This window comes from Spongiibacter sp. C9W, from assembly GCF_057370015.1.
This window is the reverse complement of record NZ_CM170672.1, coordinates 2,268,459-2,281,215: the sequence shown is the minus strand read 5'-3', so window position 1 is coordinate 2,281,215 and position 12,757 is coordinate 2,268,459. Positions and strand designations below refer to the sequence as shown.

Here is a 12,757-nt window from a genome sequence, read left to right as displayed (position 1 = left end):
CGACACTATTAATTGTTTAACAATATTTCTATTGCTTATTATTCTTGACATAAATTGTTTCCAGGAAGAGAATGCCCTTATAAATCAGCAGGTTGGAGGTCAGCTTGGACAAGGAATGGCAAAAATTTGAAGATGTGCCGGCCAACAGCAGCAATGCACCGAGGATGTTTTTGGATTATTTCTATCCGATTCACTTCTCTATAGGCATGCGAATAGAAGCCGGCCTGATGAGCTGTGGCCAGCTGGATAGACACCAAACCGTGATTATGTGGATTCTGCGCTCAGAGATGCAGCGCAGCGGTAAGCCGTCGATTAATCGCAAGGAAATTGTGCGGCTGATGACCAACTGGTATGACATTACCAGCAGCAGTGTCTCCAAGGCCCTTCGCGCACTCGCGAAAGCCCCTTTGGAGTACATCGAGCTAACCGAAGACCCCAATTCAGGACGCGAAAAGCTGATTACCATGACCCCGGCGGGCAAGCAGCACTGCGAGGATATGATCGCCAGTGCCTGCGAGGTGATTCGCAATATCACCGACAACTTCAACGATGACGAGAACCGCATGGGCGTGTATATGTTTATGCGAATGGATGAAGAGTTCTCCAAGGTAAGAACCTAGGGCCCACTTACTCTCATTGAATGGCTCCAGCCTGCCGGTTTGCGGCGAAAAATCTCTCCAACGCGATACGCCGTATAACGTTGTTTAGCCGCCAACGCTTGGAGAGATCGTGTTCACCATTGCCTGCCGCACACTGCTGCCCGCGTGGGGCCTTCTCGGCGCAGCAGCCTGTTTGTGGATGCCCTCTGACTCCCTACTCGCGATCACGCCCTGGGTATGCGGCGTATTGCTCAGCTTGATCGGCCTGGTGCTCGCGGTGGCCATCAAACCCTACTTCCGCAGCCGTTCTTTATTCCACAAACCCTATACCACCGTCGCCATCGCCGCCGCGCTGGCGCCCATCGCGGCCGTGACCTTTGCGATAAATGTGCAGGCGACCCTCTCCCAACACGCGATTCGCGATATCGCAGTGTTGGTGTGGCTGCTAAGCTCTCTGGGCCTGGTACTGTCTACGCTGGTGGCCCGGTTGCTGTGGGCCGTTCACCCTGGGCGCGCGGGGAATTTCAGCGGCGGGGAATAATGGCGAAGTTGCCGTTGGCCTGCGCCAATAGCTTATCGCCGAAGTAAAGTCGCGACTCAAGGTTAGCAAGGCTACGCCCACGATTAACCATTTCCGTTACACAGCGCACGGTGCCAGAGATAGCAGGCCGAAAATAATTGATTTTGATCTCGACCGTGGCGCAGTACTCGTCTGCCGCCAAACCGGGATATACCGCGGCCCCCATGCCGGTGTCGGCCAGCGCATACAACACGGCGCCGTGCACCACCTGATGGGGGTTCATGTGACGGGCCGGGTCCAGGGTCAGTTCACATTCGCTGTATCCGTCGCGCTGCTCCAGCACCTGCAAGCCGATATGTTCTGCAAAGGGGTGTTCCATTACCGCGTGCTCCCGTTAAAGCGGCCCGTTCATGTGTCGAGCCAGGTAGTCCTCAACGCTGCCCGCCGGGTTTGCCAATACCGTTTCCACCCAGGCGTCGCGCTCAAAGGCCATCAGTTTCATATCCCACACACAGGCGATTAAACCCGAGGGCGTGGTATAGCGAAAGGCCGTTGGGTCTTCCAGCGGTGCCACGTACACATGGTGGTGAAGCTCGTTTTCATCGGCCCACCAATCAACGAAGATAAAGTGCGCCGTTTTACCCTGATGAACGCCGACATAACCCACGTGATAGTGAGCACTAACATCGGCGCTCTCTGCCAGCCTATCTGCAGTTAGTTGTTTTGCTGCGCGCAACAACTGCGGCTGGATTGGCGCGTCGCCATAGCGAATGCCGTAGGCCTTCATGCGCCAATCCCCAAGCTGCCATGTATCCAGATACTGGCAGTCGCGGGGTTCATAGGGGACGATCATTGGTGGGAGACCTCAAAGCCAACCACTCGGCCCTGCTTGTAGAGGGTTTTCGCGGTTTCCGCGTCGAAGCACGCCGTGCGTGTTCCGCCCTGGTAACCGCAGATGAAGCTGTCCCAGTCGGGGCTGCTGGCGGTGCCAGAAAAAGACACCTGGCCCGCGCGAGGGATCGCAGGGTCGATTTCCACATAACCAAAGGCATCGCCATTTTGGATTTTCAGCCATAGGGTGAAGTCGCTCGGCAGGCAGTCATCTTCTGCGCCGCCCTTCTGCCATTTGTAGTCGCCTTTCACCAAGGGCTCACCAAAGAAGTGGCTCACCTCGTAGGCCACCTTCAACGAGGCCACTTGGCACGCGCCAACAGAGAAGTTCTGCTTGGTCAGTGTTCCCTCACAATCACAATTCGCCTTCTCTGCGGTATTCATGCGGCCGCTGTTAATACTGCCCGAGCGCGGTTTGGGTCGCGCCGCTTCTGCCGCGCGCTTGGCGGCCTCACGCTCGCGTGCCTGCGCGGCCTCCTGCTGTTGCTGGGCTTGCTGTTGGGCTTGTTGCTCTCGGCGGCGCTGCTCCGCTTCTCGGCGTGCCTGCTCTGCCGCACGGGCAGCTTCCTGGCGCGCTATTGCGGCTTCTCGTTGGCGTTGTTCATACGCCGCTTTTTGCTCGGCGTACTGGGCCTGCTTCACTGCGATTTGCGCTCGCTGTTCTTCCTGGCGACGCTTTTGTTCGGCGTTATAGGCCGCAACCTGCTGTTGAATCTCGCGATTCTGCTGCTCAAGTTGCACGCGGGTTTCTGCCAAACGGCGCAGCGCAGGGTCTTTAATTTGGTAAGTGCCCTGAGCAACCTGTTGCTGCATTTGCGCCAGGCGCGTGCCCTTGCCGTCGTCTACCCAAATATCGCCAACGGCCGCTCCCATCACATCCAGCGAGTTTTCGATGGGAATATCGGCACTGCCGGCAATGGCGCCAATCGCCACCGTGGCGAAGATTTTGCCGAACATATCGCCGCTGTTGGACTTTTTATAGGAGTTGGTCTGGCCACCGTACTGCTGAATATAGGCCGTGGTATTTTTGTAACCGTGGCGCATAGCAATATCCAGCGCCGACTCATTGTCTTTGTCGCGCAGGTTGGGATTGGCACCTAAGGAAAGCAGGGTTTTTACGGTGTCGTAGTAACCGTTGTCAGCGGCAATATGCAACGCGTAATAGCCGTCACAGCGCGCGTTAACATCGGCGCCCGCCACCACCAGCATCTTGATAATATCGCCTGCGGCCTTCTTACCGGACTTCGCCGCAAAGTAAACCGCTGTCGAACCCCGCTTACTTCGTTGATTCACATCGGCACCGGCCGCCACCAACTCACGAACCACGTCGGTATGGCCTTTTTCCGCTGCCGTTTGCAGGGGGCTCCAGTCGCCTTTGCCATTGCGTGTATCAGTATTCGCACCCGCCGCCAGCAGAAGTCGAACCACTTCTGCATAGCCTTCATAGCTGGCCAAATAAAGCGGCGTGAAGCCTTCCGTATCGGCTAGCTCGACATTTGCCCCAGCCGCCAGCAGGCGTTTTACCGGGCCAACATGGCCGTTATTTGCCGCGTTGAATAAGGCGGTCTCAAATTCGTTGTCATTGCCCAGGTTCACATCGGCACCCGCCGCCAATAACAGGCCGACCTGCTCGTCGCGGTTCCAGCCCGCAGCGAGATACAGGGCGCTGTAATCGTCGGGGGTTTTCTTATCCGCCTCGGCACCTGCCAGCAACAGCGACTCAACAACTCCTGCATCCGCGCCCTGACGTGCCGCTCGTGTCAGCGGCGTCCACTTGCCGCTGATATTGGGGTCGCTACCGGCAGCCAGCAACATATCCACGACTTTTTGCTGCTCACTGTGCAAAAAGGCTTCATTAACACCGTTTACACCGCGATGAGAGGCCGCCACCGGGCCGAGGCGGGTCGCACTCTGCCAGCCACTTTTTTGGTTCCAGTTGCGGCGTTCAACACCGAAGTACAGCGCGTTGTAACCGGCCACAACGCCATTGCTCACGGCCTCAACATCGGCGCCGCGCACCAGCAGCAAGCGCACCAATTCGCTGTACTTGTTATGGGCGGCCAACATCAGGGGGGTATAGCCAGTCACCTGCACGTCGGGGTCGGCACCGGCATCCATCAGCTGGCGCGCGGCCTCGACATTATTCATGCTCACCGCGGCCCACAGCGGCGTTTTACCAAATGCATTGGCCTGATTGGGGTCGCCACCACTGCGCAGCAGAGCCGCCACCATGTCAGCACTATTGGCACTGGCACCTGCGGCCGCAATCAGGGCATTTTCCTGGCTTTCTCCCATTTCCACATTGGGGTTCGCACCGGCATCAAGTAAACGCGTCACGACCGCCAATCGGCCGCTTTGTGCAGCGCGGTGCAGGGCGGTGTAGCCCATGCCATCGCGCTCATCGACCGCGCCACCCTCGGCAAGGTAGCTGTCGATAAAGGCCATATCGCCCTGGTTTGCAGCGGTGGTGTAGTCCGAGAAGCTGGCACAGGCAGAGAGCAGTACGCAGCAAAGGGCGAGTAAGCCTTTGGAGAACAAGGTATTTATACGAGTCATGGCGGCTCCCAGAGAAAGTTTTCAGCGGCGCAGATCATCTTAGCAGCGCTCAACGGCAGATGAATCCCCAATTTAGAGGGCGGCCCAACAAGCGTTTGGTCAACTCGCGGCCCCTCGGCTCTGTTCACAGCCGCTATTGATAGACCCGACCACTCCCCTCATAAGCAAGCAATACCCATACCCGATCTGAGAAATGTCACCTCCCTCTTTTCTTTAGACATGTTATAACATATCATTTTTACCCAATTACTCACTGGCAGAACCCATTTTGTTTGTCCGTCGTCGCAGAACACCACGGCGAAAACAACGGGTGACGGCAATAGGCTGATAGGCGTGACCACCGCGGAGGCGCGACAATATGGCTATCCCACTGCAAACATCGATGCCCGAGGTGTACACCGTCGCCGGTGACAGCGCGGAAATCTTCGGCGATATCTACCGGGCCGACGTCAATATGGCGGTTTGGCAGCGCGCCGTTAGCCCGGCGCTTAACGCCGAGTGCGACGCCTTATTAAAAGAAGGCCGCTTTCGCGGCTGCAGTCTCTCTTTGCCAACAAGCCAGCTCAGTACACTGAGCGAGGCCGAGCCAGTATTAACAGCGTATCCAGCACTAAGCAGCGACATCCAGCTTCTGGCCGATATGTTTAGCCTGCTATTTGAACTGGACGCCGTCGGCCTGCGGCTCACCCCCCTGAGCGGCAAGATGTGCCCCAAGTTCCACACCGACAACGTGGCTTGTCGGCTGGTAACCAGCTACAGCGGCCCCGGCACCCAATGGCTGCCGCACCACTGCGTAGACCGCAGCAAATTGGGCGCGGGTAGCCGCGGCCTCAGCGATGCCGATAGCGGTTTGTATCCCGCGGCAAGCGACATCAATACCTTGCAAACACACCATGTGGCCCTGCTAAAAGGCGAAAACTGGGAGGGGAACGAGGGTGCTGGCCTGGTTCACCGCTCACCCGCCGTCGCGCCGGGCCAACAGCGATTACTGTTAACTCTCGACTTTTTATAAGCCTGAACATACAGGCAAAACCCAATACCAATAGGAGCGGACAATGAAAGTAGTTTTGGGGCACTGCGCCCTGATCGGCATTTCGGGGCTGGCGCTATCCAGTGCCGCTCATGCGTTGACCGGCCAGGTCAGCGATACCCAGGGTAAACCCGTCTACGGGGCAACCATTGAAGCAGTGGGTAGCAAACAAACCGCCAGCACGTCTGCCGATGGTCGCTTCAACCTCGATACCGGCGCGGAACTGCCTGAAGAGATTCACATCAGCGCGCCTGGCTTTAGCCACCAGACACTGCACCTGGATGCCGGCAGCGACAAGCTGAGCATCACCCTGCGTCGCTCACCCATTGAGCAGGTTGATGTTGTGGGTTTGCCACTGCACATCTCGGTAATGGAATCGGCTCAGCCGGTTACCGTTGTCAGCGGCGAAGAACTTCGCCGTAAGCAGGCATCCACCCTCGGCGAAACGCTGAAAAACGAAGTGGGTGTTCACTCCAGCTACTTCGGCCCGGTATCCAGCACCCCGATTATTCGCGGCCTGAACGGCCCACGGGTGTTGATCACCCAAAACAGCCTGGATGTCAGCGATGCATCCCGGGTTGGCCCGGACCACGTTGTTGCCACCGAGGCGATGACCGCCCAGCAAATTGAAATTCTGCGCGGCCCTGCCACCCTGTTTTACGGCTCTGGCGCCATTGGCGGTGTCGTCAACATCGTCGATGATCGCGTGCCCTCGTCCAGCGAGCCCACTGGCGCATTCTCGTTTGGTCACAATACGGTCGCCGACGAAAACGAAGCGTCTCTGGCCTTTACCGGCGGCAATGAGTTCTTCGCCTTTCATGTTGATGGCTTCTGGCGCGAAGGGAACGACTACGAGATTCCCGGCATCGCTGTTCTGGAAACCGAAGAAGAGCACGAGGAAGAAGGTCACGAGGAGCACCGCGAAGGTGTACTTGAAGACAGCGCCTCAGAGAGCGAGGGCTTCAATATTGGCGGTAGCTTACTGCTGGACAGCGGCTACGTGGGTGTTTCCTATGGTCGCCTTGAGCGCCTGAATGGCGTACCCGGCCACAGTCATGGCGAGCACGAAGACGAGCACCATGACGAAGAGCACCACGACGATGAAGGCGTGCTCTCCGACCTTACACAAGATCGCTGGCAGTTGATCAGCGAACTGTCGCTGGACAACGCACTACTGAGCGGTATTAACACTCGCCTTGGTTACACCGACTACGAGCACGCTGAAATTGAAGGCGGCGAAACCGGCACTGTGTTTAAAAATGAAACGCTGCAAGCCCGCATTGATTTATTGCTGCAGGAATTTTCCGGCTGGAAAGGCGCGCTGTCATTTGAAGCAAAAAGCACTGACTTCGAAGCGATTGGCGAGGAAGCCTTTACGCCACCGAGCCGCACCGAGAGCTTTGCCATTGCGGTGATGCAAGAAAAACATGTCGGCAATTTCCTCTGGCAACTGGGTGCACGCGCCGAGAAAGTCAGCATTGAAGCCGACCCCATTGAATGGGAGCACCACCACCACGGCGAAGAGGCAATGGAAGAAGAAGAGCATGACCACGAGTTACTGCACTTCGACGACCTCGACTTCACGCCCTACAGTGTTTCCGCTGGCGTAGTGTGGGACTTCGCACCTGACTACAACGCCGGTATCTCGCTTACCCATGCCCAGCGCGCGCCGAGTGCTGCGGAGTTGTTTTCCTACGGCCCGCACATAGCCACCGGCAATTTTGAAGTCGGCGCCCTGCTGCGTTTACACGAAGGCGACGATCCGCACTTCCACTACCTAAACGATGTGGAAGAAGAAACCTCAAACAACATTGACCTAAGCCTTCGCAAACACACCGGCAATGTCGCCTGGGTGCTGAATGTGTTCTACAACGAAGTGGATAACTTTTATTACGAGCGCAATACCGGCCTAAGCAGCGAAGATATTGAAGGCCATGAGCATGACGAGCACGACGCCGGCGCAGAGGAAGAGCACGCGCACAGCGAGCTACCCCTTTACGTATTTGAACAGGCCGATGCCACGCTGTACGGCATGGAAGCTCAGCTGGCATGGCAACTCTCATCGCCCTTTAAACTTAGCCTGTGGGCGGACCGCACCTGGGGTGAACTCGACGACGGCGGTGACCTGCCCCGCATTCCGCCCGCGCGACTCGGCAGCCAGTTGGCTTACAGCAGCAATGGCTGGGATGCAGAGATCAGCGCCACACGTTATCTGGAACAGGACCAAGTGGCTGAGCTGGAAACCGTTACCGGCGCCTACACCATGATCGATGCGGAGCTCGCCTATACCTTTGCGGTATACCCCGGCGACGTCACTGTCTACGTAAAGGGCAGCAACCTGACTGATGAAGAAGCGCGCGTGCACTCCTCCTTCCTGAAGGATCGCGCACCACTGCCAGGCCGCGGCTTTAGCCTCGGCGTTCGGGGTAGCTTCTAAGTGAGGCCGGCGGGCTCCCGGTTAGCAACACGCGTGGCGAGATACACCGCGTATCTCGCCATTGTGGTCTGCGCCCTAGCGGGTAGTCCGCTGCATGCTCAGCACCATGCCCACGTTCACGGTGTGGCGGAACTTCAGCTACTACAAGATGGCGAAATGCTGAGTATCGAGCTGCGCTCGCCAGCGCTGAACATCTTGGGATTTGAACACCCGGTAGAGCACGCCGACTACTTGCAGGCCGCCGAGCAAGCGCGGGCAAAGCTGTCTGACAGCGGTTCACTTTTTCGCTTAGAAGGCGGGGCTTGCCAACTCGCAACGGTGTCGATCGACATCGCGGGCTCGTCAAACGACAGCGCCCATCAGCGTCACAACGATGTGGTCGCAAGCTATGTGTATCAGTGCAAGCGCGCCGAGACATTGCGGTCGCTTTCTACCAGCATCCAACGCGTCTTTCCCAGCATACATTCGCTGAACGCTCAGTGGGTACTGAATCATCGTCAGGGAGCGGCCAACATAAACCACAACCAACAACACATTATATTTAAGTAACCCCACCTACGATGTGGCGAGGGAATACGAAATACCTCTACCCGTGATTTTGGAGACCATGTGAAGACACCCGCTGTCAGCTTGGATAAAACGGCCATTGGCCTTTCTTTATTTTGCGCCATACATTGCCTGTTATTACCTGTAGCACTGGTAATGGCACCAACGCTGGCTGCCTCCGGTTTTGCCAGCGAAGCTTTCCACCAATGGCTACTTATCGCCGTGTTGCCGATCAGTGTGGTGGCGCTTGGCCTTGGCTGCCGCCGGCATCACAATTTCAGCACCTTGCGCTGGGGTATTCCCGGCTTGTTGATTCTTTCTTTCACCGCGCTGTGGGGCCACGACCTACTGGGCGAAACCGGGGAAAAACTGGCATCGCTTCTGGGCGCGTCACTTATAGCTGTCGGGCACTGGATAAATCATCGACTCTGCCAGCAACCGAACTGCCCCTGCGGCAATGGACGTAAATTCAAAAAATGCTGCGGTCGGTCTTTGTAGCGACGGCGCGACGATAACCCGCCATAAAGGTATGTAATGAGTTCCCGCAAAGAAAAACTGAGCGCCATCCCCACGAATGTCATTACTGGCTTTCTCGGCGTGGGCAAGTCCACCGCCATTCTTCATTTGCTTCAGCAAAAACCCGCCGATGAGCGCTGGGCGGTACTAGTCAATGAATTTGGTGAAATCGGTATCGACGGCAGTGTATTAGGCGGCCGCGAGTCGGAGGACTCCGGTGTATTCATCAGCGAAGTACCCGGCGGCTGTATGTGTTGTGCAGCGGGGCTGCCCATGCAGATCGCGATGAATCGACTGCTGTCCCGCTCTCGACCCCATCGACTCATTATCGAGCCCACCGGCCTCGGCCACCCTAAAGAGGTGTTGGCGGTGTTGTCTGCCGACCACTATAAAGACCTGCTCGATCTTCGCGCCACCGTTACCCTGGTAGATGCGCGCAAAGTCAGTGATGAACGCTACACCCAGCACCCGACATTTTTACAGCAATTAGCGATTGCCGACGTGATTGTTGCCAACAAGGCCGACCAATACCAGGCAGAGGCCTTTCCTGCCCTGTTGAGCTTTCTTGAAGCAGACATCGGGCTGGACGCGAAGTCGGTCTTTCAAGTGAGCCACGGGCAATTAGCGCTTGAGTGGTTGGCAGAACCGGCCCGCGAACATCAGCTCCCTCATCACCATCACCACCATGAAGCCGAAGCGGCGGTTATCGATCCGGAAATACCCGAGGCGGGCTATCTCAGTATCGACAATCAGGGCGAGGGCTTTTTTAGTCGCGGCTGGATATTCAAGCCAGAGTGGACCTTCAACAGTCAGCAACTTTATGACCTGCTGCTGGGTATTAACGCGGAGCGCCTAAAAGGCGTGTTTATTACTGACCGAGGCATCACTGCCTACAACAAAGCCGACGGCGTGCTAACGGAGGTGCCGCTTGATGAATGTATGGACAGCCGCGTGGAATGCATTAGCGCCGACCCAGCCGTATTTGAGGGCATGGAAGCCGCGCTGTTGAACTGCGTTATTGAACAGGCCCCGTCAACGCTTTACTCGGTATAGGGCGCCACCCTCTCGACCTTTATCGAGTAAGCGGAGGTCGCGGTGTCGTTTTCGGTGAGGCTGGTCGTCAGTACGCCGGAGATCCAATACGGATCGTAAAGCGACTCCAGCACAAAGCCCTTGTCGTATTCGGCGTAGATAATTTGATTCGGCGGGGGCGGCGGTACGTGAATACAGGCGCCAAAATACGGGACTAAGAAAAAGCGCGTTACGTGTTTTTCTGTGGCGCCAAATTCAAGTGGTACGATAAACCCCGGCACCCGCAGTGACTGACCATCAAATTCAGGCCGGACCCTCGTCGAACTAAGCGCGCGCTGATAGGCGCTATCATTCGCCTGCTTAACTGCTGAATACACTTGGCTGGCAATCCGGTCTTCCTCAGAGCCATCTTCAATCTCGTTGAGGTACTCCGGCGGGTTCAGCAGTGCATCCAGATCGTCCGCTGGCATGAGATCCGTCCACTCTATGGTGCGGTAGTCCTTCGCCAGGGCGGCGTTGGGCGCCAGCAAGCCAGGCAGCAGCACTACCGCCGCGAGCATCCTTATCAGTGTGTTTATCAAAGTAACTCCGAAGCTCGGCCCCGGCCGCGCAGTGCGTCGTAACCGCAGGCCTATGTGGCGAGATATCTCACAAAAGAAATGTTATATCATAGTTTGCCAAACGATCAGAACCGGAGTCAGGCCTTGCTCGTGACGATTGACGATCTGCGTTTTCACTACCGCGCCGATCACGCCGCCATTCTTAATATTCCTCACTGGCAGCTCGCCAGCGGTGAGCAGGTGTTCCTGCACGGCCCCTCCGGTACCGGCAAATCGACCCTGCTAAACCTGATCGCCGGGGTATTATTGCCGAGCCAGGGCCGCATCGAGATACTCGGTAACAACACCGCACAGCTTAGTGGCCGCCAACGCGATACGCTGCGCGCCAAACATATCGGCGTGGTCTTTCAACAGTTTAATCTCATTCCCTTTCTTAGCGCGGTAGACAATATCAAGCTCGCCGGGCATTTCGCCGGCAACAAAAACACCACCGCCCGCGCCAAAGCGTTGCTGTCCGCATTGGGTTTGGCGGAGTCCGACCAGCACCGCGCCACGGGCCGCCTGAGTATTGGTCAGCAACAACGCATTGCCATAGCGCGGGCGCTAATCAATCAGCCCGAGCTATTAATTGTGGACGAGCCCACCTCGGCGCTGGATAAAAAAAATGCCGATAAGTTTATGGGGCTATTAATGGAGCAGTTGAGCGAGGGCAATACCGCGCTGATTTTTGTAAGTCACGACCCGCGTTTGGCCAAACCCTTCGATCGCGTGGAGTCGCTGCTCGATATCAACCGCGCCGAGGTTGCACTGTAATGCTAGTACGCCTCGCCATCGCCAGTTTGTGGAATCGCAAAGGGTCAGCCCTGCTCACTCTGTTGGCCATCGCCGTTAGCGTATTCGTATTGCTAGGGGTCGAGCTGGTACGCGGCCAAGCGAAAAACAGCTTTTACAATACGGTTTCCGGCATTGACCTTATCGTGGGTGCGCGCACCGGCGACATCAACCTTCTTCTTTACTCGGTGTTTCACCTTGGCAACGCCACCAATACTATTTCCTGGGAAAGCTATCGGCAGATCGCCGACAAGCCCGAAGTGGCCTGGACCATTCCCATCTCCCTGGGTGACTCGCACAAAGGCTATCGGGTCATGGGTACCAGCAGCGACTATTTTCAGCACTTTCGCTACGGCCAAAAACAGCCGCTGGCTTTTGCAAAAGGCAGTGCCTTCGCCGACACCTTCGACCTGGTGTTGGGCAGTGAGGTCGCTAAAACATTGGGTTACACGCTTGGCGACAAGGTTGTTCTGGCCCACGGCCTGGGTCGTACCAGTTTCAGCAAACACAGCGACAAGCCCTTTACCGTGGTGGGCATTCTTAACGCCACCGGCACGCCCGTAGACCAAACGCTGACCGTTAGCCTCGAAGGAATCGAAGCGATTCATCTGGGCTGGCAAAACGGTGTTCAACTGCCCCGCCACCTGAATGCACATCACTCACCCCAGCATGTTGACCTCACCCCCGAGAGCATCACCGCCTTTATGGTGGGGCTGCAATCTAAAATGGCCACCTTCTCGCTACAGCGACAAATTAATAGCTTTCAAGCGGAGCCACTGCTGGCCATTTTGCCCGGGGTAACACTCAGCCAGCTTTGGCAGTTAATGTCGGTGATGGAAAATACCCTGCGGCTGATTTCCGCACTGGTGTTTTTTGCTGCGCTGCTTGGCCTGGCGGCGATGCTGCTTGCCAGCATTCGCGAGCGCCAGCAGGAAATTGCCGTTATGCGCGCTATTGGCGCGCCGCCGTGGTTTTTACTGCTATTAATTGAAGGCGAGGCCACGCTGATTGCGCTGAGCGGTTTTGTTTTGGCGAGCGGCGCGTTGACGGCGACTACCGCGCTCGCCGCGCCGCAACTGGCAGAGAAATTCAGTTTGTTTATCGACTATGCGCTGCTGGCAAAACCCGCCGCTATCGTATTAGCGCTACTACTATTAAGCACCGTCGTTATTGCGCTGATTCCCGGCATCAGTGCCTATCGCCGCGCCCTGCACCAGCAGCTGTGCCGCTAGCAATCGG

13 protein-coding genes are annotated in these 12,757 nt (G+C 56.8%); 9 read left to right on the top strand and 4 right to left on the bottom strand.

Annotation, left to right across the window (positions count from 1 at the left end):
- Positions 1-104: 104 nt before the first annotated feature.
- Together AC2Q8J_RS10895 and AC2Q8J_RS10890 are read left to right on the top strand one after the other, a co-directional pair.
- Positions 105-620: a winged helix DNA-binding protein gene (locus AC2Q8J_RS10895; protein WP_154653921.1), complete on the top strand. Its 516-nt coding sequence runs from the start codon at positions 105-107 to the stop codon at positions 618-620.
- A gap of 109 nt (positions 621-729) precedes the next feature.
- Entirely contained in the window at positions 730-1,140 is a 411-nt protein-coding gene (locus AC2Q8J_RS10890; protein ID WP_372879346.1) for a hypothetical protein, read from the top strand.
- Here AC2Q8J_RS10890 and AC2Q8J_RS10885 read toward each other — a convergent pair.
- Genes AC2Q8J_RS10885 through AC2Q8J_RS10875 form a run of 3 tightly spaced genes read right to left on the bottom strand, consistent with a single transcriptional unit; the run spans position 1,124 to position 4,566 of the window.
- Positions 1,124-1,498: a PaaI family thioesterase gene (locus AC2Q8J_RS10885; RefSeq protein WP_486451266.1), complete on the bottom strand. Its 375-nt coding sequence runs from the start codon at positions 1,496-1,498 to the stop codon at positions 1,124-1,126. The two genes, AC2Q8J_RS10890 and AC2Q8J_RS10885, sit on opposite strands and share 17 nt — an antisense overlap.
- Positions 1,499-1,513: 15 nt before the next feature.
- On the bottom strand, positions 1,514-1,972 hold the full coding sequence (locus tag AC2Q8J_RS10880) for a hypothetical protein (protein WP_486451265.1): 459 nt from the start codon (positions 1,970-1,972) through the stop codon (positions 1,514-1,516).
- Positions 1,969-4,566 (bottom strand): ankyrin repeat domain-containing protein, encoded by a 2,598-nt coding sequence (locus AC2Q8J_RS10875; protein WP_486451264.1) that lies wholly within the window; start codon positions 4,564-4,566, stop codon positions 1,969-1,971. The genes AC2Q8J_RS10880 and AC2Q8J_RS10875 overlap by 4 nt, the downstream gene beginning before the upstream one ends.
- A 358-nt stretch (positions 4,567-4,924) precedes the next feature.
- Between AC2Q8J_RS10875 and AC2Q8J_RS10870 the strand changes: the two genes are divergently transcribed.
- The 5 genes from AC2Q8J_RS10870 to AC2Q8J_RS10850 are packed head-to-tail and all read left to right on the top strand — an operon-like array spanning position 4,925 to position 10,148.
- Complete coding sequence (locus AC2Q8J_RS10870; RefSeq protein ID WP_424146015.1) at positions 4,925-5,578, top strand: DUF1826 domain-containing protein; 654 nt, start codon at positions 4,925-4,927, stop codon at positions 5,576-5,578.
- Positions 5,579-5,621: 43 nt separating this feature from the next.
- Complete coding sequence (locus AC2Q8J_RS10865) at positions 5,622-8,033, top strand: TonB-dependent receptor (RefSeq protein ID WP_486451263.1); 2,412 nt, start codon at positions 5,622-5,624, stop codon at positions 8,031-8,033.
- A 33-nt stretch (positions 8,034-8,066) separates the two neighbouring features.
- Entirely contained in the window at positions 8,067-8,582 is a 516-nt protein-coding gene (locus AC2Q8J_RS10860; protein WP_486451262.1) for a ZrgA family zinc uptake protein, read from the top strand.
- A 60-nt stretch (positions 8,583-8,642) separates the two neighbouring features.
- Positions 8,643-9,077: a MerC domain-containing protein gene (locus AC2Q8J_RS10855; protein ID WP_486451261.1), complete on the top strand. Its 435-nt coding sequence runs from the start codon at positions 8,643-8,645 to the stop codon at positions 9,075-9,077.
- A 36-nt stretch (positions 9,078-9,113) separates the two neighbouring features.
- A complete protein-coding gene (locus tag AC2Q8J_RS10850) occupies positions 9,114-10,148 on the top strand; it encodes a CobW family GTP-binding protein (protein ID WP_486451260.1) in 1,035 nt (344 codons plus the stop codon).
- Here the strand turns inward: AC2Q8J_RS10850 and AC2Q8J_RS10845 are convergent.
- The gene (locus AC2Q8J_RS10845) at positions 10,136-10,708 is read right to left on the bottom strand and encodes a DUF3299 domain-containing protein (protein WP_486451259.1); all 573 of its coding nucleotides are present in this window, start codon (positions 10,706-10,708) and stop codon (positions 10,136-10,138) included. The two genes, AC2Q8J_RS10850 and AC2Q8J_RS10845, sit on opposite strands and share 13 nt — an antisense overlap.
- Positions 10,709-10,837: 129 nt before the next feature.
- Here AC2Q8J_RS10845 and AC2Q8J_RS10840 point away from each other — a divergent pair, with 129 nt between their 5' ends.
- Positions 10,838-11,500: an ABC transporter ATP-binding protein gene (locus AC2Q8J_RS10840; protein ID WP_486451258.1), complete on the top strand. Its 663-nt coding sequence runs from the start codon at positions 10,838-10,840 to the stop codon at positions 11,498-11,500.
- Positions 11,500-12,750: an ABC transporter permease gene (locus tag AC2Q8J_RS10835; protein WP_486451257.1), complete on the top strand. Its 1,251-nt coding sequence runs from the start codon at positions 11,500-11,502 to the stop codon at positions 12,748-12,750. The genes AC2Q8J_RS10840 and AC2Q8J_RS10835 overlap by 1 nt, the downstream gene beginning before the upstream one ends.
- Positions 12,751-12,757: the final 7 nt, after the last annotated feature.

Excerpts from the sequence above, each read along its gene's own strand:
- AC2Q8J_RS10885 (WP_486451266.1), bottom strand. The coding sequence starts at position 1,498 with ATGGAACACCCCTTTGCAGAACATATCGGCTTGCAGGTGCTGGAGCAG.
- AC2Q8J_RS10880 (WP_486451265.1), bottom strand. The coding sequence starts at position 1,972 with ATGATCGTCCCCTATGAACCCCGCGACTGCCAGTATCTGGATACATGG.
- AC2Q8J_RS10875 (WP_486451264.1), bottom strand. The coding sequence starts at position 4,566 with ATGACTCGTATAAATACCTTGTTCTCCAAAGGCTTACTCGCCCTTTGC.
- AC2Q8J_RS10870 (WP_424146015.1), top strand. The coding sequence starts at position 4,925 with ATGGCTATCCCACTGCAAACATCGATGCCCGAGGTGTACACCGTCGCC.
- AC2Q8J_RS10865 (WP_486451263.1), top strand. The coding sequence starts at position 5,622 with ATGAAAGTAGTTTTGGGGCACTGCGCCCTGATCGGCATTTCGGGGCTG.
- AC2Q8J_RS10850 (WP_486451260.1), top strand. The coding sequence starts at position 9,114 with ATGAGTTCCCGCAAAGAAAAACTGAGCGCCATCCCCACGAATGTCATT.
- AC2Q8J_RS10835 (WP_486451257.1), top strand. The coding sequence starts at position 11,500 with ATGCTAGTACGCCTCGCCATCGCCAGTTTGTGGAATCGCAAAGGGTCA.